We start from the raw sequence: 22,834 nt of genomic DNA on the forward strand, positions 1-22,834 counted from the left end.
ATACGGGATGAAAACCGCTGGTGCGCCCGTAATTCGAGGCCGCATCCGTAATACAGGCCTATCCAGCCGAGGCAGAAAATGAGAACGGTGATACGTACCGGCTCGAAAAGTGGCATGAAATCATCGGGAAAAATGAATGCAAGGGCAACTCCCGACAGCATGTAGTGAAATTTAAAGAATCCGAGATTACGAAGCGGTGGAATAACCGGTATGCGATTTCCGTATTTACGTATCGTGAAAATAATAACCGAAACAGCAATAAGTCCCGCGAGATAGGTCATCTGGTATCTCCGGAATACGTAACGCTTCTATGGGAATAACGACACATTATCCTGAGACGGGAAAAATCAGACTTCCGAATCCGCTTGCCGGGATACCGGAAACCATGAGCCATGGTGAAATACCCGCGTATCATGATCTCACGTCTTCCTGCCCGGTTGAAACGACTGTCAAGACTGGTATTATATATCGATCAGAACGGGAGATCATCATCTGCTTCAGGGAAATCGGGTGTCGAGGAAGCCTGACCGGAATCGAAGGATGATCCTCCCTGACGTTCTGCCTGCGCGGGGGATGCTTCCTGGCCTCTGGCATCGAGCATGAGCATGATGAAGCCGACAATTTCCGTCATATAGTTTTTCTTACCACTCTGGTCATCCCATGACCGTGTCTGAAGACGACCCTCGATATAAACTCTGCTTCCTTTCTTGAGGTAATCCTTACACAGCTCGGCCTGCCTGCCAAACATGACGACACGATGCCATTCGGTTATTTCTTCACGTTCGCCTTCGCGGTTTTTCCGCGATTCCGTTGTGGCAACACGCAGGTTTGCAATGGCGTTTCCGTTGGTGGCATATTTGATTTCAGGGTCTGCGCCGAGGTTTCCTATCAGTAATACCTTGTTAAGCCCGCGAGCCATTATATCCTCCTTTTTATTCGCAGTATCATATGCATTTTCCTGTTTTGTCATACTATTCGTAAGAATATCAAAAACACCGTTGATAGTCAAACAATAATTTTTGCCTATCGAAAGTTTTCCATCCGGAGCTTACGGGTAACCTTTTCCAAACCTCTTGACAGTGAGTAACCGCCCGTGTATTTTGCATGCACTGACTATATAAATAACCATTACCGAATTTTATATATGGGGAATCCCGGCTGAAATACTATAAAATAGTATTGAGTTGCTTTTTGCCGGATTATCATAGTTATATTCCAAAAAATTTAAAGAGTAATCATAACAATGAAAAAACATTGTTTAAAGACGCTTTTGCTGGCGATGCTGATTGCCGGGATACCTTTTGTCTCGGATGGACAACAAAAATCAACAGAAACTGGAAAAACCCAGGAAAATGTAATAACTGTCGGATCGAATAATGCGGATATCACAGGCTCGGATAATCGTGTTATCCAGGCAGCTATTGATATGGTATATCAAAGAGGCGGCGGAACGGTTCGTATTCTACCGGGAGAATATATTCTGATTGACGCGATTCGTTTGCGGTCAAATATTCATTTAATCGGCGATCGTGAGAAGACGGTTTTAAAACATGCGCCGTTAGTTTCATGTCCGTTATCAGTGGATGCCGACATAGGACAAAAAGAGGTTACGCCCGGGGATCCATCGCTTTTTAAAGTGGGGATGGGAATAGTCTGCTGTGATAATACATTACTGAATGATATGGTAACAAAACCATTAACCATTACACGCATTGAGAATGGTGTCCTCTTTTTAAACGGGTACATTGAGTTTGATTTTACTGCAGATTTTGAAGGTAAAGGTCAGGGAGCATTGGTTACCAATATTTTCCCTTTGATTTACGGGTATGAAATAGAAAATACAACAATAGAAGGTTTAACCATTGATTCAAAAGTAGACAATGATAAAGGATGGAAGGAAATCAGGACAGGTGGTTTGTGCCTTGACCGGACAAAAAATTGTCTCGTTCGGAATGTTAAATCTGTCAATAATTATGGTGATGGCTTTCTTATTATAACCTCCGAGCATACAACTCTGGAGGATTGTGAAGGAGCTTATAATTCACATCATGGAATTCATCCGGGGTCTCATAGCCCATGGACAGTTGTCCGGCGATGTGTCATGCATCATAACGGTTCTGATGGGCTGTATATATGCTGGGGAGTGAGGGAGAGTGAATTTACTGATAATGTTGTTTATCAAAATGGCATTCGTATGGACCGCAACGGAATATCAATCGGTCATAAGGATACCGATAACCTGATAGCCAGAAATCATGTTTATGAAAATGCCAAACATGGTATTCATTTCCGAACAAAGACAGAACCAAACGGCGCTCATCGCACCAGAATTATTGACAATATTATCGAGAATAACGGCTTGGCAGGGTATGCTGAAAAAGGTTGCGGAATATATATTTCGGGTATAACTCATGATATCCTGATCGAGAATAATACAATCAGGGAAACCCGTAAAGGGGACGAACGTTTACAGAAAAATGCCGTGCTTCTCGAGCCCGGTGTAACGCGGGTACAGATGATTAATAATAAGATCAGCGGTCATCCGGAGAATGCCATTCTGGACAATTCTAAAAGTTCTGATAATAAACTTCAGATAGTTACTGATCCTTAACTCAATTTTCTTATGTCGGAAAGTTGAGTAATGTTGAGTAATATATATGTGAATATAAGGTAGAATCCTTATATTCATGGTACATGTTGGAATTTATAATAGCGCCGACCTTCCTGAAGGAGACATTTATTGTATACCAGACTTTCGATATGTACTGCGCTTGCGGTATTCATGATTTCTCCCGGTCTTTACGGCCAGACACTCACTCCCCAGAGAATCGTTGATGCGCCGACAGCGGGGTCGTTACCATCAAAAACCGTCATGCTCGAAACCCACCTGTTTGATGGCGGCGGTGTGACCCAGACGGCGAGTGTCGCGGTGACTGACCTCATCGGGATCGGTTGTTCCTACAGCGGAGCCGGTGTCATAGGCGCCGGGAGAGTCACCTGGCAGCCTCACGCGGCGTTTCAGCTCCGTATCCGTGTTATCGAGGAATCGCTCAACAGCCCTGCGGTTTCCATCGGCTTCGATTCACAGGGTTACGGCCCATATATCAAGGGCGCGAAACTCAACCGTTTCCGTACCAAGTCACGGGGTGTATATCTTGTCGTATCCAGAAATTATCGCCTTTTGGGCGACCTCGGTTTTCACGGGGGAGTCAATTATTCCTTCGAGGACGATGACGGGGACAAGGACCCCTCGTTCTGGGCCGGAATCGATAAAGATATCGGTCATGCATTTGAACTGTGCGGTGAGTACGATTTTGCCACGAACGATAATGAAAACAAAAGTATCACATCGAACAGGGGCTATCTGAACGGTGCATTGAAATGGCATCTCGGCGGTGCATTCACCCTGGAACTGGACGTAAAGAACATACTCCGCAACACCAAAAAGGATATCTCCGGTTATCTTGACGAACAACCCGAACCTTCCCGTGAGCTCAGATTCTCATATCATAAGACATTCTGAGCGCGGATACCCGGTTGCAGCACGGATTCATTACGGGACCAGGGGGCGGAGCGGAAGGCACAGGGAATTCCCAGAGGGACTTTTTGAACGCAGCCCGTTCATTCTTTCCGTTTCAGCACGATTTCTTTCAGGCCGCTTTCCGCATTCGTCAGCGAGTTGTCGGTATCGGACATGATCCTGATTTTTCGCAGAGCAATACGCTTGTTTCCGATAAAGCGGTTGAAATCGTCCTGAATATTTCGCTGTTCGTGTATCCATTTCCCCTGCATACTTTTACCTGACTCGACCGGTATCACGACAGTTCTTTTATTCTCGGGGCTGATAAAGGGTTCGTCGGCGGGAACGTTATGCGCCCAGACATAACTGATGACCGCTTCGGGCGGATATTTTGAAATAATCGATCGTATCAGCCCTTTTCTGATGATGTTCAGGATATTGTAATGGCTTCCTCTGAAATCATAGACAAGCTCGATACGGATCGCAAAATCGTACTGCGGCTTTTCCTCTTCCCATTCAACCTCGGGAAAGAGTGATACCATCCATGTCCATTCCATGAAGGGGAACTCCGAAACACTGATCTGACCGAGGTCTTTTTCGATCCACGAGCCGGTTCCCCCGGCGCGTACCCTGAGACCTGAACCGGAACTGTCATTGATGATGCTGTAATCAGTATAGGCTTTCTGTTTTTTGGGGAGAACCTGTATCCAGTCTTCGGGGAGCCTGTCGGATGATAACTGTGAAAAATCCACAATCGTAATGGTATCTTCCCGGGCTGTAATAATCGGTGGAAACAGGACGATGCCAAGAAAACCGATAAAAGGAACGAGATATCTCATTATGAAAAAGGATTGAAATGCAGTCGAATTTACTCTTGGTGTGGCTGTTCCATGTATGTGGTTCTTCATGAAATCTTCCTTCACTGGTATATAGAGATTTCTTTCAGGGATTGAATATTTGTTTTTTTCTGTACTTTATTCTTTCAGAACGATTGCCTGTTATTGTATATTGAGTATGGAACGCAGTGAGTCGATACATAAAATTAATTTTGGTTTTGGAATTACTGTTTCCATGGTTTTTTTAAAATAGAAGTTCGGAAACGATATGTCCAGTAAATATGTCTGACAATACTAAAATCTTCACTATTCGTTTTCATTTGATACAGGAAATCGTTTTTTCCGTTTTCATTTGGATATAAAAATTTGAAATTCGGTAATATTTTTGCATTTTTTTACGCTGATTATTGTATAATAGAAGTTACTATAGTATATTACAAGTTCAATCCGGATCGGTTTTCTCATTTACTCATTCATTTGAGTGAGTATAACGGGTAAACAACTGATTTTAATTTATTAATGAAATCCCGTGAACAGCAAGGATTGAGGCATGAATACACGTGGTATGAGTCAGACACCTCAAATCGATCAGGAAATTCTGAATCGAATTGTCCGCGAGGTATTTGAGAGAATCAATTCCGCCACCCCGTCGCAGGGAGTGTCGGGGGAGGCACAGGGAAAGGCACAGGGGCTCTCGATAAATCCCAAGAGGATACCTGTCGGGGTCTCTGTCCGGCATGTTCATCTTTCCAGAGAACACCTTGAAAAACTGTTCGGCCCCGGTGCCGAGCTCCATCATATGAGGGAACTCTATCAGCCCGGAACACATGCAGAACAGGAGACAGTGGCGCTCATCGGTCCCAAGACACGGCTCCTTGAGCGGGTGAGAATTCTCGGTCCCCTGAGGGACAGAACGCAGGTGGAGCTCGCGAAGACGGACGCGATTTTTCTGGGTATCGATGCACCCCTGAGATTGTCGGGGGATCTCGCAGGGTCGGCGCCCATCACTGTTATCGGCCCCAAGGGAGTGGTCGAGCTTTCGGAGGGCTGCATCCGCGCCATGAGACATGTTCACATGAATTCACAGGAAGCGGAATTATTCGGTCTCAAGGACGGAGACATTGTCAAGCTCCGTGTCGGCGGTCCTTCCGGAGTTACGTTCGAGAATGTCGTGATCCGGATCAACGATAAAACCCGTCTGGAAGTACACCTCGATACCGATGAAGGAAATGTAGCTGATATAAACTGCGGTCAGGAAGTTGAGATTATCAAAGACTGATACGATACAATAACACCACATTACATGGAGGTTTTTACGCAATGAAGAAAGCAATCGGACTACTGGAAACCAGGGGGTTTACGGGTCTTGCAATCGCGACCGATGCCATGCTCAAGAGCGCCAGCGTGGAACTACTCAAGCAGGTCGGTATCGGCGGCGGTTTTGTAACCACGGTCATCACCGGTGATGTCGGCTCTGTCAAGGCAGCGGTCGAAGCGGGAACCAGTGTTGCGAAAAATGTCGGCGAATTTGTTTCCTCACACATTATTCCCCGTCCCCACGAGGAACTTGACGGCCTTTTCAAGTAAGAGCCGGTTCAACAGGAGGAAAACATATGCAAGCATTGGGATTTATCGAGACTAAGGGATTCGTCGCTGCTGTCGAGGCTGCCGATTCGGCCCTCAAGGCGGCCAATGTGTCCCTCATGACTCAGATGCGCGCCGGCAGCGGTCTCGTGTTGGTCGTACTTACCGGTGATGTTGCCGCAGTCAAGGCGGCGGTGGACGCCGGAGCCGGTTCCGCGGCTGCGATTGGACAGGTGGTTGCGGCGCAGGTGATAGCGAGCCCTCATACCGACATGGAAGCCTTTTTTGGCGACAGCGCCCAGGCAGTGCCGGTCACTGAAAAAAGCGCGCCAAAACGCCCGGCACCGAAGGCTTCACCCGCTGCGGGTGATCAGAAAAAAAGCCCGGGTGTATAAAGGACGGGCACATGGTTGAAAATGTTTGAGTACCCGAACGTATCTTTCCGGCGGCCGTACTGCGGCGACCGGAATATCTGACTCTGCAATGAGGTTGAATCGTGGTTGTTGGAAAAGTAATTGGAGAGATTGTCTCTTCGGTCAAGGTGAACCGCCTTGTCGGACAGAAATTTCTTCTCGTGGAAGTTCAGCGTATTACCAATGATCCAAAGGGCAGCGCAGTCATTCCCACCGGCAGCACTCTCGTGGTGAATGATCCCATCGGCGCCGGACGCGGTGAAATCGTACTCGTTGTTCAGGGCTCATCGGCCCGTATGACCGATATTACCGCGACCATTCCCACCGACGGTCTTATTATCGGGATTGTCGACTCGATCACCATCGAAGCGAATACTGTTTACAGGAAGGGTGATTGACGGTGGCGCAGGCGGCAGTGGATATTATTTCATTGGTTCGCGATGCCGGAGTCGTCGGCGCAGGCGGTGCCGGTTTCCCTACTCATGTCAAGCTGGGCAACAAGGTTGACACGTATATTGCGAACGGCGCCGAATGCGAACCGATACTCGAAGCCGACAAGCATCTCATGGAGCTGAGGGCCGCCGATATAGTCCGCGGTCTGGAAGCAGCCATGGAGCAGGTCGAAGCCTCGAGAGGTATCATCGGTGTCAAGGATAAAAATACCGCTGCGATCGGGGCATTCCGAAAAGCGATTGCAGGGAAACCCTCCCTGCAGATTGCCGTGCTCGATAACACATATCCGGCCGGAGATGAACTGGTACTTATCCGCCAGGTGACAGGCAGGATGGTACCTCAGGGCGGACTGCCGTTCATGGCCGGGGTGACGGTCAGCAATGTCGCCACGCTCCGGCAGATTGCGGATGCGCTCGACGGCAGACCGGTGAGCTCGCGGTATGTCACGGTTGGCGGCGAGGTAGCACGGCCCGTTACGGTCGAGGTTCCCATCGGAACATCGGTCGGCGACCTGATTTCCCATGCAGGCGGGGTGATGGTGCCGGAGTACGAAATCGTTCTCGGCGGTCCGATCATGGGGCCTGTCGGCAGTGCGAACGACAGCATCGACAAAAAAATCGGCGGAGTCATCGTTCTGCCCTCGAATCACACGATGATACGGCTCAAACGCGAGCCGCTCCGTGTGACGAAGCTCCGGGCGAAGATGTGCTGCACCTGCCAGGAATGCACCATTCTCTGCCCGAGGAACGCGATAGGGCATTCGATTTCACCGGCCAGGATGATGTCGTATTCATGGTTTGTCGATGAAATCATCCGGAAAATCGAGGCGCATGACCTTGATGCATTCAGCGAACGGATGGTATTCGAATCGCTCCTCTGCTGCCAGTGCGGTGTCTGCGAACAGTATGCCTGTATTTTCGGGCTTGCACCTAACAAGGTGTATGCCCTTGTGCGCGATGCTATACGGCGGGCGGGTCTTAAGTTCGATTTTTCGAAAATGCCCGTGTCCGACGGCCAGATGTTCCAGTACCGGAAACTTCCCGCGCTCACATATGCGCGGAAGCTCGATCTCGAACGGTATCTCATTCATACCGATTTCGAACCGCTCGGCTCGCTTAAACCCCGGAAAGTTCGGATACCGCTCCGTCAGCATCTGGGCGCTCCGGCGCGGGCGGTTGTGAAAGTCGGCGATACGATCGGAACCGGGGACCTGATCGGCGAAATTCCCGATGGCGCTCTCGGCGCGCGGGTGCATGCATCAATCGATGGCCGTGTTGAAGAAGTTTTGGACAATTGTATCGTTATCGGGAGTACCGCATCATGAGCTCATGTATCGGCTTTCTTGAGTATATCAGCGTTGGAAAAGGTATCGAAGCCGCAGACCTCATATCGAAGAACACGGCGATTGAAATCCTGCTCGCAGCGCCTAACTGTCCGGGTCGTTATCAGATTCTGTTCACCGGCGATGTCGGAGCGGTCAAGGAGGCGGTGGAACTCGCTAAGGGTATAGCCGATTTCAATTTTCTCGACTCGCTCATTCTGCCCCGTATTGACGACAAGGTTTTGTCAGCGTTCTTCGGTCCCGATATTACCGGTCTCGGCGATGCACTCGGGATATTTGAGACTATGACCATGACCGCGACGATAGAGGGCGCCGATACGATGGTGAAAACATCCGATGTCGAAATCGTCGAGCTCAGGCTTGGGAAAGGCCTGGCGGGGAAGTCGTATGTAATCGTGACCGGCACCGTGCAGAATGTCCGTTCTGCCATGGACGCCGCTCTCGAGGGTGTCAGGGATCGCGGTGTTCTCATCGCATCAGTCGTGATTCCTTCGGTGAACAAGGAACTGATTCCCCACCTGATGTAAACGGCGGTTATCAAGAGAAAAGTTTTTTGTAAAGAAGGAATTGTAAAGTTCGCAGGATCAAATAAACGGATGAGAGAGGCGGCAGGACAGGAATGAGAGAGGGATTGGTTCTTGGAAGTGTCGTATCGACGATCAAACACCCCTGCCTCGAGGGGAAAAAGCTCATGATAGTCCAGGTTCTCGATTCACACGGTAAACCCGAGGGCAGGCCGCAGGTGGTTGTCGATTTCACCTGTTCCGGCAAGGGTGACCGTGTGATCCTCAATTGGGATGGTATCGGGTCACAGGAGATGCATAATAATCCCACAGTCCCCCAGCGGGCGTGGCTGTGCGGTATAATAGATGATATTATTGAGCGTTAACGGACATTATCAAGCGGGTATACTATGAATCAGGATGAACTTGTTAATGCGATTATCAGTGAGGTCAAGCGGGTTCTTGCCCAGCGCGGTATAACGGTCGGCGCTTCAGACGGGGGAAAACAGATATCGGCGCTACCCCCTTCTCCCGTGCAGACGGCTGGCGGGCCTACTGCTGCGGTTGTTCCGTCTTCGGCAATCGGAATAACCGATATGAGCGGTAAGCAGGTAATTACCCAGAAGGACCTGGAGCCTTACAAAGGGCAGGCTATAACGGTTGGTGCGAAGGCTGTGATAACTCCGCTTGCGGTTGATTACGCCAGGGAGAAAAAAATAACCATTTCACGGACGGCCCCGGCTTCCGGGCAGAAAGCTGACCATGCACAGGCTCCTGCAGACGGCGTATCGGTTGCATTGACCGTTTCTCCGGATTTCAAGGGGGACGGCTCAATGCTGAAAACCCTCCTGGCAGCAAAACATCTGGGTGTAAAGGATGCTACCGGAGGAACGTATGAAGCCGGTGTCAAAAAGGTTGCGGAAGCCGTGGCGAGCGGATCGGTGAATTTTGGTATCTGCCTGGAAAACACCGGAATGGAGGCACCGATATTCGCCAACCGTAATTCCCGCATCCGTGCGGTACACTGCAGGGATACGATGGAAGCCCGTGCCGCCCGTATCGATATCGGCGCAAACGTAATCGTACTCGATTCGACATCAAATCCCGAAGCGATAATTTCAGGATTTACCGGGCTGTAAGGTGGTATGAATCGTGTGTATGAAATCTTGAAATCATTCTGAGGGACAGGCATGGAAACAGGACGGGTTCGGGGAACGCTGGTACTGAACAAGACCCTTCCGGCTCTTGCCGGGAAAAAAATCCGGGTAATGGAGGAAGTGGATGTCAGGGATGTCGGTAAACCGGGAGAACTTATCATTACATTCGATTATATCGGTGCAGGCGAGGGACAGCTTGTTCTCTATGAGGGAGGACCGGAGTCTGCGATGGCGTTTTATCCCGTCATGACCGGCTCCGACGCCAATATACTTGCAATCGTCGATGATCTTGCGATGTAATAGAATTTAAATTCAGCAAAAGAAGAACTCGGCACGGTTTTAACCACAAACCATAAACCAGAAACTACAGACCATAAACCGGTATTTATGAAAATCGTTGTCTGCAACATAGGCTCTACATCGTTCAAATTTCAGCTTATCGACATGGCGGGCGAGCATGTAATGGCCCGCGGTCATATCGAGCGTGTGGGTTCCGATAATGCGCGCGGCAGATTTTACCGCGGCATGGATGGCCTTGTTGTCGATGAAGAGCGCCCGGTCAAAAATCAGCGTGAGGCGGTACGGCGCGGGCTTGATTTTCTTACCACGGAGATTATCGGCAATCTGTCCGAAATCGATGCGGTCGGTTTCAAGACGGTACAGGCAGGAGAGGAAAACGGCTCGGTTCTCCTTACGGAGAAAGTGATCAAGGCCATGGAGGAGTACATCGACATGGCGCCGGCCCATAATCCTCCCTACCTCGAAGCGATACGGATGTTCGGCGAGCTTATGCCCTCGAAACCGCTTGTGGGAGTGTTTGAGCCGGGATTTCATACGGGCAGGCCGGAATATGCACAGGTGTACGGGACTCCGTATGAATGGTTTGAAAAATATGGCATCCGTAAGTACGGCTATCATGGCGCGTCACTGCGGTATGTGACCGGAGAGACTGTCCGGATACTCGATCTCGCCCCGGATAATCACCGGATAGTTGCGTGCCATCTCGGTGGTTCGTCCTCTGTGTGCGCATACAGGAATGGAGTCGCAATCGATACGTCCATGGGTTTCAGCACGCAGACGGGGCTTATTCAGGCTGCCCGCGCCGGGGATATGGATCCGTATATTATCCCGTACATCATGAAGAAAAAAGGGATAAGCATGGAAGATGCGTTCCGCGAGCTTGGCTCGAATGGCGGATTAAAGGGTATTTCCGGCACATCGGGCGACATGAGGGATGTTATCGAGGCGATCGGTGCAGGCAGTAAACGGGCTCAGCTGGCCCGTGATAAATACATCTATGATATCAAGTTCTATATGGGCGCTTATATTTTGTTCATGGAAGGTGTCGATGCCGTCTGTTTCACCGGCGGAACGGGGCAGAAGGATCATGAGCTCCGCGCCGAGGTGCTCTCGTCGCTCGGATTTCTCGGATTCAGGCTCGATATCGAGGCGAACAGGGCGAACAGTGAGCGGATCGATGCGAAGGATTCCCGGATTGCGGCGCTTGTTCTCGAAACGAATGAAGAAATCATCGTTGCCCGTGAAACAATGCGGGTCATTTCCTGAAGTGAGCACTGTGTGTGAAAAAATGAATGCCGCAGCGAAGAAAATCCGATCACGCGGCAATGAATAATAAAGGCAGGGGAACAGGATGGAAAACCTCGAAAAAGAGCTTCGTGAACAGATATGCGAGGTCGGAAGGCGTGTCTGGCTCAAAGGCTGGGTAGCTTCAAATGACGGCAATATCAGCGCACGGATGGGTGACGAATTCATCATAACGACACCCACCGGGGTATCAAAGGGATTCATGACTCCGGATATGCTGATGAAGATCGATATGAACGGGAATGTGCGGGAAGGATATCTGAAACCCTCCTCGGAAAGTAAAATCCATATCGAAGCCTACAAGCAGCGCGATGATATCAGGGCGGTTCTCCATGCTCATCCGCCGGTCTGCACCGGGTATGCAGTCGCCAACATTCCGCTCGATTTCCAGACCCTGCCCGAGATTATCATATCCCTTGGTATCATTCCCCTTGCGCAGTACGGAACACCTTCCACAACGGAGCTCTCGGATTCCATTATCGGTCTTGTGAAGTGTCATGATGCCATTCTGCTTGCCAATCATGGCGCCATGACTGTCGGGAAAGATGTTATGAACGCCTATTACAAGATGGAAAGTGTGGAGCATTTTGCCATGATCTCTCTGACCGCTCACCAGCTCGGCGGGATGAAGCCCCTGAGCAGGCAGAATGTCGAGAAACTCGAGACTATCAGGGAGCAGTTCGGCATTAAAATCGGCGGAACTGCCTGCCTGAACTGCGGAACCTGTTACGGCACCCAGAGCTGCGAGCTGACAACAAAATCCGAATACGAGGATCTTGTGACGGAAATAACGACAAAGATTATGAAAGAAATGAAAAACCAATAAAAAAAGACTGAAAGATAATAGTGTAGAGAGCCTGTCCGTATTAAAAGGAAGATACCCGTGATACCGCTTGATTATGAAATAATTGTTTTCAAGGAAGATACGATATATGTAGCTTATTGTCCGGAGCTTGATATTTCCAGTTGCGGAAATACAATTGACCATGCGAAGGAGATGCTTAAAACGGCGGTTTGTCTTTTTCTCGAAGAGGCAGAAAAAATGGGTACTCTTGAAGATGTTCTTGGTGAGTCAGGGTATAGAAAAGACGCTGGGGGACGGTGGTTTCCTCCAAGGCTTGTCGCAACGGAATTTGTTAGTATATGCCCAGAATAACTCCCATTTCAGCCAGTAAATTACGCAAGGTGTTCGAGTATGCCGGATTTAAGTGTGTTAGAATCGAGGGAGACCATTGGGTGTATACAAAAGAAGGAATTACCAGACCTTTAATCATAGCTGACTGTAAAGAACTGCCGGTATTTATAATTAAAAATAATCGCAGAACAGCGGGAATAGGACGAGAGGAATTTTTCTCTCTTTTAGAGAAAATATAACAGGAATATCAGTTATTATAGGGAGGTTTGTTATAAAAATGCAGTGAAAGATTAGGATTTGGTTATACAGGAGTTTCATGATAAAACTGTAAACGTGGTTCAAGGCATATCTTTTATCTGATAGAATATGGGAATAGATTTATTAATACATGCAGACTTTTTTCACAGGAGGAGACAATGGCTTCTACAGGAAAAGCGATAGGGTTTATCGAAACAAAAGGTTTCATCGGTGCGGTCGAAGCCGCTGATACCATGCTCAAGGCTGCTTCGGTGAGCCTTCAGGGATACAAGAAAACCGGCAGCGGTTATATTGCTGTCATGGTTCGTGGTGATGTTGCAGCAGTCAAAGCCGCCGTTGAGGCGGGAACCGAAGCAGCAGCCCGTGTGGGAGAAGTGATAACGACACAGGTTATCGCGAGTCCTCATGAGGATCTGGAGCAGATGATATAATACGCGAGTCATGTGAGGTTGAATTATGATTGATGAACAACAGATACGAAAAATCGTGGAATCGGTTGTTGCTTCGGTGGCATCGTCATCCGGCGGGAGTCTTCCGAAAACATCACCGTCCGCCATTATGCCTTCCATGCCCGCACCGTCTGTGGCCGCCGTGTCGCCAACTGCAGGAATACGGGGACAGGACGGCGTTTTTGACCGTATGGAAGATGCGATAGCGGCTTCCAAAAGAGCTTTTGAGGAGTTCAAGAAATTCAGTATCAGGGAACGTGAGCGTCTTATCGGTATTCTGCGGAGAGTTACCCTGGATAAAGCCGAAGAATTCAGCAAGATGATTGTCGAAGAAACCGGCATGGGTAATGTAAGGGATAAAATCCTCAAGCACCGTAACTGTGCTAAAAACTCCCCGGGTACGGAGTACCTTGTTTCACGGTCATGGTCAGGGGAGAAGGGTGTTACACTCGAAGAGTTTGCGCCTTTCGGTATCATCGGGGCGATTACACCATCCACTCACCCGGTTCCGACACTGGTTAATAATGCTATTATCATGCTTGCCGGGGGAAATACGGTGGTTTTCAATCCCCATCCCAGTGCGAAAAAGGTGAGCGCATATGCGCTCCAGACCTATCACAGAGCGGTTGTGGCGGGAGGTTTTCCGGAAAATCTCTTTACCTGTATAAAAAATCCGACTATCGAGACGGCCAACATCATGTTCAAACATCCTGATGTCGCTCTGCTGTCGATAACCGGCGGGCCCGGAGTAGTTAAAGCCGCTATGGCAACCAATAAAAAGGTTATTGCCGCCGGACCGGGGAATCCTCCGGCGCTGGTCGACGAGACGGCTGATATTGAAAAAGCCGCCGTCGATATAATCAGGGGAGCCACATTCGACAACAATCTTCTCTGCATTGCCGAAAAAGAAGTGTTTGTTGTAGAGTCGGTTTTTGACCGGTTCATGCTTGCAATGGAAAAGGCCGGCGGTTTCAGGATCGATGAGATTCATATGAATCTCCTGACACAAAAGGCGTTTATATCCAATGAAAAAGGCGGCCATGTACTGAACCGGGAAATGGTGGGGAAGAGTGCAGGATACCTCGCCGATCTGGTCAGAGTAAATATTCCCGAAGGGACACGGCTCCTGTTTGCCGAGACCACCAAGGACAACCTGCTGGTTCAGGAGGAGCAGATGATGCCGCTGCTCCCGGTTGTCAAGGTCAAGAATTTCGATGATGGTTTGAAATGCTGTCTGGAAGCGGAACATGGGTACCGGCATACAGCGCTCATTCACTCAAAGGACATGAACCGTATAACGACCTTTGCTGTGGCGATGAATACGACCATTGTCGTTGCAAACGGGTACAGCAACCAGGGTGACGGTCCTGATGACGGTGAAGCGTACATGGCGTTTACCATTGCTTCCCCGACCGGAGAGGGTGTCACTTCACCGGTGAATTTCTGCAGAATCAGGAGGCTGGCGGTTGCAGGAAGTCTCCGTTTTGTATGAGAATCACTCCATGATATTCATGGTATGAAATAAAATGACCGGCGCACGGAATATCTGGTTTCCGTGCGCTTTTTTATTGCTCCGGCGAATAAATATCGATATTAATATTATACTGGATGCCGAATCAAGTTCAGGATGATGTCTCCGATATCACTGCTTATTCACCGGAGCAATACTGCGATGTGCCGACAGATGTGCTTCAGTAAAAAAAGAAGCCCCGGTTATCTGGAAACCGGGGCTTCGAAAGGGAGGTTCATAGATCGGTAGTGAATTATAGTGCCGACCTGAATAATTGGATGCCCGGGATTAAAAAAAGTTTCAACTCATTTTATCTTTTTTTGACTGAGCTTTCAAAATGAGTTCTTTTTTTCTCTCTTTGCGTCGTTGTTCTCTTCGTTGACGGCGCTGACGGATTTCTGCTTTACGAAGTCTTCTATGCCCCATAAAAAAACCCTCCTCACCTGTTTGTTTTTCGAATGATGGACATTCTTTTTGTCATGTATAGTATAACATAAATGAATACAAAGTCAACATGGTTCGTGATTTTATGGAAACTCGGAATCCACACCATGCTTGATAAGAAATTGTTTCAATTCATCCCGTGAAGGCAGAGAGTTCCTTCCTCCCAGCGCCCGGCAATTGAGTGCCCCTACAGCCGATGACAGTTCGAGGCACCGTTCAAGGGTAAGGCTCTTTGAGAGAAAATGACAAAATGCGCCATGAAACGCATCACCCGCTCCCGTGGAGTCAACACACTCGATTAGAAACGGTCTGAAACGTTTAATCTCTTCTCCTGACAGATAAGCTCCGCCCTGAACACCCCCGGTAATGACAGGAATTCCCCGATGAATGGAGGCAAGTTTTTTCAGCATTGATTCAGGAACGGTTTCACCCGTAATTTCATGGGCAAAAAATTCCGGAATTATGAGATAATCAATCAATGGCATGAGGTGTTCAAGCCCGGGATACATTCTTTTAAAGTCGGCAACCACGGGAATTCCCCGTGACCTTGCCCACCGGGCACCCTCGATGGCGCCATCTATCCAGTGGCCATCCACAAGGAGAACCTCCGTACCCTCGAGCAATGAACAATCGAGTGGCAGAGGATCAGTGAACGCTGGTTTTGTGTGTTCCGAAAAGAACTGTTTTTCTCCGGTCACAGAGTCCACAAATACCACTGCGCACGTTGTGTTTCTCCCCCGGACAGTGACCGAGCCGGTGGTATCGACACCGAAACGGTGAACACTGTCCAGAATATAACGTCCGACCATATCGTCACCGATGCGCGTAAAGAGCCGTGTCCGGGAACCGAGTTTCGCTGCTGCACAGAGAGCGGTGGCAGCCATTCCGCCGCCCTCGGATGTGAGCCTGTCACAGTAAAATGATCCTTCGCCGTTTTTAAAACCGTCCATAACCATAATAATGTCCAGAACGGCTATACCTATCGCAGCGATCATAGCGTAATAATCCTGAGAAAGAAGTAATTAAGGAACCGATACATGTCATCATGTGTTTCCAATGAAGAAAATAACCAAAATGCGGCATTCAAGACAATCAATTATTTACGGCATACTTTTTGCGAATTTATAATAAAAGATTTCCAGGTCACCCTGTAGGGGAAGGGTTATGAATTCTGCCGAAAATCATGGTAATATCCTGTATTTGAACAAAGTTGAAAAACTGTATTCTGTTAAGGTTTTATTGTTTGCAGGCAGGAAAAAAATCGTTTTTTTGTTTTACTTTGAATTTTTTTGTCTCATTTTGTTACATACATCACTTTTATTTGTAAAAAAAAGATGTACAATACAGATGAAGGGGTGAAAGAGAGTTGAAAAAATGACGGCGAAAAATGTAAAAGGCTTTTCTCTTGTTGAACTTATGATTGTGATGGTCATTCTCGGGATAATGGTGACTATAGCAATCCCGTCTCTCGATTTTGTATTCAGCAAGGACAAGCTTCGTAAAAGCACCTCGACAGTGACCGCATCGCTTTATACCGCCCGCATGAAGGCTGTGAACGATGCCGAGCCGTATGGCGTCCAGTTCAATACCAACGGTGATTTTTATCTTATCCGTGATCCGGAAGGGGATAATGAAATCAGGGGCGCAACCAATCATCTCGAAGATGGAATTTCTTTCAGTACGATAACGTTCCAGAATGACCTCGTTATTTTTAATGAATTCGGTCAGCTCAAAAAGAGCTGCCTGCCTTCCGGTGTTTATACGGGACAGATTATGGTCACGAACGGTTCCGTGGATTCGACTATGATCGAGATTACGTTTCTGACGGGGAGAATCAGGGAGACGAATTTATGAAAATCCGCTCTGAAAATGGTTTCACATTAATCGAAGTCATCATGGCTTCACTGATCCTTGTTATCGGTGTTGCAATCATATCCTCGGTCATCTCGCGCGTTGTAAGGAATAACTTTTACAGTCAGCGTCATACTCAGGCGGTTATTCTTGCCCAGAACAAGATAGAGGAGCTGCTCAATGATGGTTATGCAAGCCCGAACCTGGCTGCGGGAGAGTATGAAAATCCTTTAAATCCGGTCAATGCGACGGGGGATTCGAGCGGATTTTTCTTCCAGTTCTGGATCATCGATGATCTGAGACCGATTCCGCGGTCAAAAATGATTACATCGATTGTACGATGGGTACCTGTGGGTTCAGAGGCTGACAGCACCGCAGATATGGAAGAGGTTATTCTCACTGCGGCATGTATAGACCCATCGAATTGATGATATCATGCAAAAATATGATATGAGGGAGAAATGCTTGATGAATAATGCTGAGCATCGCAAAAAAACCATTCCGTGGAATCGTGGCGAGCGCGGAATGACCATTGTCGAGCTCCTTGTGGCGATGACCATCAGCGCGATTCTGGTAACACTTGCTTTTCAGTTTTTGTCGTCGCAGGTTTACAGTCTTACGGAAAACCGTCAGATCGCGGAGATGCAACAGGAATTACGATGGGCGATGAAATTCCTCACCGATCATGTGAAACTGGCCGGCAACGGTGTACCGACAACAACCGGGTGGGCGGTTATCGAAGCGGTGAACGGAGCAAACGGCGCTCCGGATTCCCTGTCGATTATGGGAACGTTCAGATCGGTTAACATTACGACAACACAGCCATGGGGTAATGCGGGATCGCAGGAAATGCTCGATGACACATCCGAAATTGAAATCGGAGACCTGGCTGTTATTTCCGATGGGACATATTCGGAAATTTTCATGATTACCGATAAAACGGATTTGCATGTCTGGCATGATGAATATCTTCCGTGGAATGATGACAAGAAGCTCGATCATCGGTATGCCGAGGGAAGTAACCTTACCATCATCGGCTACTACCAGTTTTTTGTCGATACCGATGACCAGGGAAGAACGAATCTGATGCTGAGACATCAGGCTTACCCGGCCCAGATTCTGTTAGGGGATGTCGATGATTTCCAGGTTCGGTTCCAGATGAAAAGCGGGGCATGGCAGGATGAAGTTACTGTTGATGAGATATATGATATCCGTGTCGTTGAAATAACGATCCGTGCAAAAACACCGGAACCTGTCCGAAACTATACCGATCCTGCATATGGGGACAGCTACAAACGGGTGGAGATGAAAAGCAATATAATACCACAGAATATCGTAGTTAAAGGATAAACCGGAATGGTTCAATTCGATAAAAACGACATATCTCAACATGACGGTGAACGTGGGTTTGCGCTTGTGCTTGTACTGGTGATTCTCATGACCCTTACCGTTCTCGGGATAGGGGTGATGACCAGTTCGCAGACGAATTCCGCCATGTCAAGAAACTACGAGAAGAATGTTCAGGCTGTCAACATGTCTGAAACCGGCATAAAGGTGGCTTACCGTGAAATGATAAATGCGGGATTTGTTAAAACGACCCATACCATTGACAAAGAAGACCCTGCATCAGGAGATAATCTCATATCGACCGGTCTTTCAAATTACTATGTCGATGCGGACGGTTATTATGTATGGGAATGGGATTCCTCGAAAACCTATGATCCGATGTGGAACACCGACAAACCGCATGGTTTTAAATTCTGCATATACTATACTTCGAACTTTGCCTTTGTCATCGAATCTGAGGGATGGTATGACACCATCCACAGGCGCACGAGGGCGAAAGGTGAAATAGAACCGATGTTCCAGTTTTCATACTTTGCAGCACGAGATCTCGGGGAGTTCGTCCGCGGGGCAACCCAGGAGATACGCGGTAAGGTTCATGCGAATGGTAACATGTTCATACGCCCCGATGGTTCGACGCTGAAAATCAATTCATCTTCCGTAACGGCAACAGGCTCGATGGTCAGAAGCAGGGATGCGTGGGGCAGACCCGATGTAAGCAGCACCGGCCATTGTCTTATAACAAAGAACGAACAGGATTCCGGTGTCTGGGTTGAGATGATGCCCGGTTCACCCCGGGGGTCGGAAGGTATTGCTTTCGATTCCTTCCATGCGGACTGGAACGATAAAACTCTCGGAGCACATGCACTGTGGGGCGGCGTCGTTCGCGACAAGGTGGCATTTAAATCACCGCCGCCTGTTCAGAATCTCGATCCTGGCGGTTATTACGATCAGGAAGCAGACCTGCATATCACGAATACGACCCATACAACAAAAGCATGGGCAACATCAAAAAATATCTTCAATTATAACGAGCAGTTATGGGTTACTGTGGAAGATATTAATATCGCCGCTTTGATAGCCTCTCCTGATTGGCCCGTAAACGGACTGATATACTGTTCGACCCCCGTCCGTCTCTCAAATGCCGACTCGCTGCTGACAAAACTGATGGTGGCAAGTAATTCAACGATTTATACTCATGGTAATTTCAATGTCATCAATAAAAAAGGCGCCTCGATCATGACCAAACACCGTATCTATCATATGAGCTTACGGTTTCCCGATGCTCATTCAACGACATCGCCCGATACGGTGGCTGTAAACACGACCATCAACGCCGCACTGGTCGACGGAGCGCCTACTATCGACGAATACAATTACGTTGACCGTGACGATAACAACGCGTACGATGCAAGCGGGGTTACGATTTATTCTCCCGAATCGCCTAAAACCGCCGCCGGCTACCATTCTCCTCCCGGGACCCTTTCATATAAAAACGATCCCTGGGCGAATGTTGACGATCTTCTTGAAAACTGGAGCGGAAAAACGCTGACGAAATACGGTTCGGTTGTACATCTCACCGGTGCTGAAATGTGTGCAAATCTTAATAACAGCGGTATCCAGCCCGGCCAGCTTGCCTGGGTCAGAAAAACGGGCTATAATCCACCGACCCGTGTTTACTCGTACGATCCCGACCTTGGAACACCATCGGGGCAGCCGCCCTTTACGCCGCTCATCGGGCACATCACTTCCTGGGCGCCATTCTGATATACGGAAAAAATGATCTGAAGATAACAAAGAGGGGAGATGAATTCTCCCCTCTTTGTTTATACCGTTCTCGTTGCCCAGTTTTCGAGCCATTTATAATTATCCGGCAGGTACGCTCCCCTTGTCGATGCCGCTGCAGCGCTCAGTTTATTCAACAGGCTTATTTCATATTGTGACAGGGCCGGATTATACGCCGATTCAAGATTTGTTATGACTTCTTCAATGGTGTTCATAGCGGGCATGGTTGCATCGATTTCTTTTGTATTATACACATGACGCAGCATAGCCTGGGCAATATGAGCCTTTTTGTCTTTAAAGAATCCCTTTTTGGAGGCGAGCTCGATCATCGCATCGCTCCCCATCGGTTTGATACCGAGGATGCCGAGATTCAGACTCTCACAGCGGGGTATAAGTGAGGAATAATCGTTGTCGGGATAATTCTTGCTGCTGAATCCGCTGTTATGATGGAAGTTATAAATAATCATGACATAGTCGAGAGTATCTCCGTACCGGTCAATATACTTCATCATTGTCGGTTCATCGTGGGCAACGACACCGATCGCTCTGATCTTTCCGGCCTTTTTGTTTTTTTCCAGAATCGTGTACCGTTCGTCATCTACGGCATAAAGTCTATACAGGTCAATATAATCGGTGATAAAATCAGTAAGCGCGCCATCGATTTCATCCTGCATCTTGTCGGTCGCCCGCTCAATACACAGCGATACAACCGCATCCTTTCTAACACCTCTGAGGCTCTTCCCCATAGGTTTAAACTGCTTGAATCCACCATCTTCATAAACATCAAAAATATTGATTCCGCCCTCGAAACCCAGTTTAATCATCCTGTCACGGTATTCAGGATTTGCGATAAGCTCTTTTTTCAGGTGTGAGCCGAATCCGAGAACAGACACTTCAATGCCTGTTTTACCGAGCGTTCGTTTCGGTACCTCCCCCTTTAGTTTAAATTTTTTAGATTTCCTGCCTGGTATGATAGAACAACCGGTAAAAGACAGCGTTGTCGACGCGGCGCTGATACCTTTCAAAAAAGATCTGCGTTTCATGTTTTCAACCTCGCGAATATTTGGACTGATCTATTCAAGAATTTCCACTCGCTTTCTATCCTCACTCCCCAATCCCCCTCTACCATTCATGGGGGAGGAGATCAAGAGGTGAGGGAACGACACCTTTCTTGTGTGTAGAAAAAGGTTGTTATAAATCTGGGTCAGGAGGGCAAATGAAAAAAAAAACTTTTTCACCGACCTCCTGAAGGGAATGTTTTGAGCGATGCAGGAGAATAATCACGATAAAACCGAAGCAGGAATACTTTGAACTATTCCCTACATTGGCTGAATAACGCCCTTTTCCTTTCCGAAGAGTTTGATATAGGGCTCTATATATTCCTTCGATTTTGCATCACGGTACGGGGACCCGATAGCCCAGTCTTCCGGCAGTGCATCGAGCGATACCATCCCGCCCTGCATTTCCAGGTAAGAGCGGAATGCCGCAATGAACATGGCGGTCTTTTCAAGTATCTCATCATATGACTGGTACATATTCCCCGTTTCAAACATCCACTGGATGCGGTGAAGCATGGGCAGCCATTCGAATTCACTACGCGCCCATTCATCTACCCAGTAGTTGATATAAGTCTGGTTTCCCGGTTGCAATATGATCGCACAGTTATTCCCGCCTATTCCCGGCATCTGTCCTTCATTTATCTTGCCGATAAACGGTCCTTTGCCACGATCCTTATATAGCACATAGGTTATACCGCTTTTTTCCGGATCATGCGGATTTACGCCGGTGCGCCAGTCTTTTGTCTTGAACGCTACCGAGTGGATACCTCCCCCGACAGCCGCGTATGCAAACCACAAACCATGAATACCATGCGAATAGTAATCCGCGCTGGAATTCCACGCCTCATAGCCGGTGATCTCCCCGGGTTTCACTCTATTTCTGACTATATGGACTTCCTTCAGGTGTTCCCAGTCCGATCCGGTCATGAGCGGCGCTCCGCCTTTCTTCGCACGGTTCACCATGTCACGGGCTTTCAGCATCGAATCTGCCTGCGGACACCTTATAACCGTGGGTATTCCCGCTTCCAGATATGGCTGTGCAAGCTTGTAATCATAAGCTGTCGCAAAGAAGTCATCAACAAACATCGCGTGCACCTTGCCCACCATGTCGTCAAAACTCTTTACGATTTCGACACCAAATCTGTTGCGGAATCCCTCAGCAAACTTCGGATCGGCTGACCATACCCTGGTAAAAATCATACCGGTTCGCCTGACTTCTCCTTCCGGCGGATTGAGGAATTTGCCCCATATACCGTTCGATTGACCGCCTGCACCGACGATGAGCCCGACTTCGAGCAGTTCCCTTGAAGCGGGTGACTTACGCTTGAAAAGAACCTCTGCATCTGATAATGGAGCAGAGCTTGCAAGGATCATCGAGGATCCGATTTTCAGGAATCTGCGTCTCGACGCATTTTTTATGTTCTCTGGCATGATGTCTCTCCCTTTCTGCGGAAGAATCCATTATCCGGTGATCTACCATTTTTTGATTACTGCTCCGGCGAATAAATAATGATACTGATATTTGGAATAGATGCCGAAACAAGTTCGGCATGACACAATCTTATGTCACTGTTTAACCACCGAAGC

26 protein-coding genes are annotated in these 22,834 nt (G+C 48.2%); 20 read left to right on the plus strand and 6 right to left on the minus strand.

Translation table 11 applies throughout. From position 1 onward, the window contains the following. Both LLG96_17620 and LLG96_17625 read right to left on the minus strand, forming a co-directional pair. Positions 1 to 281 (minus strand): hypothetical protein (locus LLG96_17620; GenBank protein ID MCE5252026.1); only part of this gene is annotated, 281 nt, incomplete at its 3' end. A 191-nt stretch (positions 282 to 472) separates the two neighbouring features. Continuing rightward, entirely contained in the window at positions 473 to 919 is a 447-nt protein-coding gene (locus LLG96_17625; protein MCE5252027.1) for a single-stranded DNA-binding protein, read from the minus strand. A gap of 324 nt (positions 920 to 1,243) precedes the next feature. On the opposite strand from LLG96_17625, the gene LLG96_17630 reads away from it, so the two are divergent. Beyond that, on the plus strand, positions 1,244 to 2,611 hold the full coding sequence (locus LLG96_17630) for a right-handed parallel beta-helix repeat-containing protein (protein ID MCE5252028.1): 1,368 nt from the start codon (positions 1,244 to 1,246) through the stop codon (positions 2,609 to 2,611). 129 nt (positions 2,612 to 2,740) lie between these two features. Then, positions 2,741 to 3,523: a hypothetical protein gene (locus LLG96_17635; GenBank protein MCE5252029.1), complete on the plus strand. Its 783-nt coding sequence runs from the start codon at positions 2,741 to 2,743 to the stop codon at positions 3,521 to 3,523. 98 nt (positions 3,524 to 3,621) lie between these two features. On the opposite strand, the gene LLG96_17640 is transcribed toward LLG96_17635, so the two are convergent. After that, positions 3,622 to 4,428, minus strand: coding sequence for a DUF3047 domain-containing protein (locus LLG96_17640; GenBank protein ID MCE5252030.1), 807 nt, complete (start codon positions 4,426 to 4,428; stop codon positions 3,622 to 3,624). Positions 4,429 to 4,906: 478 nt separating this feature from the next. Between LLG96_17640 and LLG96_17645 the strand changes: the two genes are divergently transcribed. From LLG96_17645 to LLG96_17710, 14 genes are all read left to right on the plus strand, one after another. Next, complete coding sequence (locus tag LLG96_17645) at positions 4,907 to 5,635, plus strand: phosphate propanoyltransferase (protein MCE5252031.1); 729 nt, start codon at positions 4,907 to 4,909, stop codon at positions 5,633 to 5,635. Positions 5,636 to 5,676: 41 nt separating this feature from the next. Continuing rightward, complete coding sequence (locus LLG96_17650; GenBank protein MCE5252032.1) at positions 5,677 to 5,943, plus strand: BMC domain-containing protein; 267 nt, start codon at positions 5,677 to 5,679, stop codon at positions 5,941 to 5,943. A gap of 26 nt (positions 5,944 to 5,969) precedes the next feature. Then, positions 5,970 to 6,335 (plus strand): BMC domain-containing protein, encoded by a 366-nt coding sequence (locus LLG96_17655; protein ID MCE5252033.1) that lies wholly within the window; start codon positions 5,970 to 5,972, stop codon positions 6,333 to 6,335. 101 nt (positions 6,336 to 6,436) lie between these two features. Continuing rightward, positions 6,437 to 6,751, plus strand: coding sequence for a EutN/CcmL family microcompartment protein (locus LLG96_17660; protein ID MCE5252034.1), 315 nt, complete (start codon positions 6,437 to 6,439; stop codon positions 6,749 to 6,751). Positions 6,752 to 6,753: 2 nt separating this feature from the next. Next, positions 6,754 to 8,130 (plus strand): SLBB domain-containing protein, encoded by a 1,377-nt coding sequence (locus LLG96_17665; GenBank protein ID MCE5252035.1) that lies wholly within the window; start codon positions 6,754 to 6,756, stop codon positions 8,128 to 8,130. Beyond that, complete coding sequence (locus tag LLG96_17670) at positions 8,127 to 8,675, plus strand: BMC domain-containing protein (protein MCE5252036.1); 549 nt, start codon at positions 8,127 to 8,129, stop codon at positions 8,673 to 8,675. Before LLG96_17665 ends, LLG96_17670 begins: the two co-directional genes overlap by 4 nt. 92 nt (positions 8,676 to 8,767) lie before the next feature. Next, positions 8,768 to 9,037, plus strand: a complete 270-nt coding sequence (locus LLG96_17675) for an ethanolamine utilization protein EutN (GenBank protein ID MCE5252037.1) — start codon at positions 8,768 to 8,770, stop codon at positions 9,035 to 9,037. A gap of 24 nt (positions 9,038 to 9,061) precedes the next feature. Next, positions 9,062 to 9,790: an RpiB/LacA/LacB family sugar-phosphate isomerase gene (locus LLG96_17680; protein MCE5252038.1), complete on the plus strand. Its 729-nt coding sequence runs from the start codon at positions 9,062 to 9,064 to the stop codon at positions 9,788 to 9,790. 51 nt (positions 9,791 to 9,841) lie between these two features. Beyond that, positions 9,842 to 10,108: a EutN/CcmL family microcompartment protein gene (locus LLG96_17685; GenBank protein MCE5252039.1), complete on the plus strand. Its 267-nt coding sequence runs from the start codon at positions 9,842 to 9,844 to the stop codon at positions 10,106 to 10,108. 87 nt (positions 10,109 to 10,195) lie between these two features. Beyond that, the gene (locus tag LLG96_17690; GenBank protein MCE5252040.1) at positions 10,196 to 11,374 is read left to right on the plus strand and encodes an acetate/propionate family kinase; all 1,179 of its coding nucleotides are present in this window, start codon (positions 10,196 to 10,198) and stop codon (positions 11,372 to 11,374) included. Between the two features lie 85 nt (positions 11,375 to 11,459). After that, positions 11,460 to 12,239 (plus strand): class II aldolase/adducin family protein, encoded by a 780-nt coding sequence (locus LLG96_17695; GenBank protein ID MCE5252041.1) that lies wholly within the window; start codon positions 11,460 to 11,462, stop codon positions 12,237 to 12,239. A gap of 57 nt (positions 12,240 to 12,296) precedes the next feature. After that, entirely contained in the window at positions 12,297 to 12,569 is a 273-nt protein-coding gene (locus LLG96_17700) for a type II toxin-antitoxin system HicB family antitoxin (protein MCE5252042.1), read from the plus strand. Between the two features lie 395 nt (positions 12,570 to 12,964). Then, positions 12,965 to 13,237: a BMC domain-containing protein gene (locus LLG96_17705; GenBank protein MCE5252043.1), complete on the plus strand. Its 273-nt coding sequence runs from the start codon at positions 12,965 to 12,967 to the stop codon at positions 13,235 to 13,237. A 25-nt stretch (positions 13,238 to 13,262) separates the two neighbouring features. Continuing rightward, complete coding sequence (locus LLG96_17710; GenBank protein MCE5252044.1) at positions 13,263 to 14,747, plus strand: aldehyde dehydrogenase EutE; 1,485 nt, start codon at positions 13,263 to 13,265, stop codon at positions 14,745 to 14,747. A gap of 545 nt (positions 14,748 to 15,292) precedes the next feature. Here LLG96_17710 and LLG96_17715 read toward each other — a convergent pair. Continuing rightward, positions 15,293 to 16,204: a PfkB family carbohydrate kinase gene (locus LLG96_17715; protein ID MCE5252045.1), complete on the minus strand. Its 912-nt coding sequence runs from the start codon at positions 16,202 to 16,204 to the stop codon at positions 15,293 to 15,295. A 379-nt stretch (positions 16,205 to 16,583) separates the two neighbouring features. On the opposite strand from LLG96_17715, the gene LLG96_17720 reads away from it, so the two are divergent. The 4 genes from LLG96_17720 to LLG96_17735 are packed head-to-tail and all read left to right on the plus strand — an operon-like array spanning position 16,584 to position 20,171. Continuing rightward, positions 16,584 to 17,063 (plus strand): prepilin-type N-terminal cleavage/methylation domain-containing protein, encoded by a 480-nt coding sequence (locus LLG96_17720; protein MCE5252046.1) that lies wholly within the window; start codon positions 16,584 to 16,586, stop codon positions 17,061 to 17,063. Continuing rightward, a complete protein-coding gene (locus LLG96_17725; GenBank protein MCE5252047.1) occupies positions 17,060 to 17,488 on the plus strand; it encodes a prepilin-type N-terminal cleavage/methylation domain-containing protein in 429 nt (142 codons plus the stop codon). Before LLG96_17720 ends, LLG96_17725 begins: the two co-directional genes overlap by 4 nt. A gap of 40 nt (positions 17,489 to 17,528) precedes the next feature. Further along, entirely contained in the window at positions 17,529 to 18,410 is an 882-nt protein-coding gene (locus LLG96_17730) for a prepilin-type N-terminal cleavage/methylation domain-containing protein (protein MCE5252048.1), read from the plus strand. A 6-nt stretch (positions 18,411 to 18,416) separates the two neighbouring features. Continuing rightward, the gene (locus LLG96_17735) at positions 18,417 to 20,171 is read left to right on the plus strand and encodes a pilus assembly PilX N-terminal domain-containing protein (GenBank protein MCE5252049.1); all 1,755 of its coding nucleotides are present in this window, start codon (positions 18,417 to 18,419) and stop codon (positions 20,169 to 20,171) included. 59 nt (positions 20,172 to 20,230) lie between these two features. On the opposite strand, the gene LLG96_17740 is transcribed toward LLG96_17735, so the two are convergent. Both LLG96_17740 and LLG96_17745 read right to left on the minus strand, forming a co-directional pair. Further along, a complete protein-coding gene (locus LLG96_17740; protein MCE5252050.1) occupies positions 20,231 to 21,232 on the minus strand; it encodes an aldo/keto reductase in 1,002 nt (333 codons plus the stop codon). A gap of 276 nt (positions 21,233 to 21,508) precedes the next feature. After that, positions 21,509 to 22,678 carry a hypothetical protein gene (locus tag LLG96_17745; GenBank protein ID MCE5252051.1) on the minus strand — a complete coding sequence of 390 codons (1,170 nt, stop codon included), beginning with the start codon at positions 22,676 to 22,678 and terminating at the stop codon, positions 21,509 to 21,511. Positions 22,679 to 22,834: the final 156 nt, after the last annotated feature.

Source organism: bacterium (genome assembly GCA_021372535.1).
In the GTDB taxonomy this organism is placed as follows: Bacteria; Latescibacterota; Latescibacteria; order Latescibacterales; family Latescibacteraceae; genus JAFGMP01.

Coding starts and splice junctions, on each gene's coding strand:
- LLG96_17695 (MCE5252041.1), top strand. CDS start 11,460: ATGGAAAACCTCGAAAAAGAGCTTCGTGAACAGATATGCGAGGTCGGA.
- LLG96_17735 (MCE5252049.1), top strand. CDS start 18,417: ATGGTTCAATTCGATAAAAACGACATATCTCAACATGACGGTGAACGT.
- LLG96_17715 (MCE5252045.1), bottom strand. CDS start 16,204: ATGATCGCTGCGATAGGTATAGCCGTTCTGGACATTATTATGGTTATG.
- LLG96_17720 (MCE5252046.1), top strand. CDS start 16,584: ATGACGGCGAAAAATGTAAAAGGCTTTTCTCTTGTTGAACTTATGATT.
- LLG96_17685 (MCE5252039.1), top strand. CDS start 9,842: ATGGAAACAGGACGGGTTCGGGGAACGCTGGTACTGAACAAGACCCTT.
- LLG96_17645 (MCE5252031.1), top strand. CDS start 4,907: ATGAATACACGTGGTATGAGTCAGACACCTCAAATCGATCAGGAAATT.
- LLG96_17730 (MCE5252048.1), top strand. CDS start 17,529: ATGAATAATGCTGAGCATCGCAAAAAAACCATTCCGTGGAATCGTGGC.
- LLG96_17710 (MCE5252044.1), top strand. CDS start 13,263: ATGATTGATGAACAACAGATACGAAAAATCGTGGAATCGGTTGTTGCT.
- LLG96_17680 (MCE5252038.1), top strand. CDS start 9,062: ATGAATCAGGATGAACTTGTTAATGCGATTATCAGTGAGGTCAAGCGG.
- LLG96_17740 (MCE5252050.1), bottom strand. CDS start 21,232: ATGAAACGCAGATCTTTTTTGAAAGGTATCAGCGCCGCGTCGACAACG.
- LLG96_17670 (MCE5252036.1), top strand. CDS start 8,127: ATGAGCTCATGTATCGGCTTTCTTGAGTATATCAGCGTTGGAAAAGGT.
- LLG96_17690 (MCE5252040.1), top strand. CDS start 10,196: ATGAAAATCGTTGTCTGCAACATAGGCTCTACATCGTTCAAATTTCAG.
- LLG96_17640 (MCE5252030.1), bottom strand. CDS start 4,428: ATGAAGAACCACATACATGGAACAGCCACACCAAGAGTAAATTCGACT.
- LLG96_17745 (MCE5252051.1), bottom strand. CDS start 22,678: ATGCCAGAGAACATAAAAAATGCGTCGAGACGCAGATTCCTGAAAATC.
- LLG96_17725 (MCE5252047.1), top strand. CDS start 17,060: ATGAAAATCCGCTCTGAAAATGGTTTCACATTAATCGAAGTCATCATG.
- LLG96_17705 (MCE5252043.1), top strand. CDS start 12,965: ATGGCTTCTACAGGAAAAGCGATAGGGTTTATCGAAACAAAAGGTTTC.
- LLG96_17655 (MCE5252033.1), top strand. CDS start 5,970: ATGCAAGCATTGGGATTTATCGAGACTAAGGGATTCGTCGCTGCTGTC.
- LLG96_17630 (MCE5252028.1), top strand. CDS start 1,244: ATGAAAAAACATTGTTTAAAGACGCTTTTGCTGGCGATGCTGATTGCC.
- LLG96_17650 (MCE5252032.1), top strand. CDS start 5,677: ATGAAGAAAGCAATCGGACTACTGGAAACCAGGGGGTTTACGGGTCTT.
- LLG96_17675 (MCE5252037.1), top strand. CDS start 8,768: ATGAGAGAGGGATTGGTTCTTGGAAGTGTCGTATCGACGATCAAACAC.
- LLG96_17625 (MCE5252027.1), bottom strand. CDS start 919: ATGGCTCGCGGGCTTAACAAGGTATTACTGATAGGAAACCTCGGCGCA.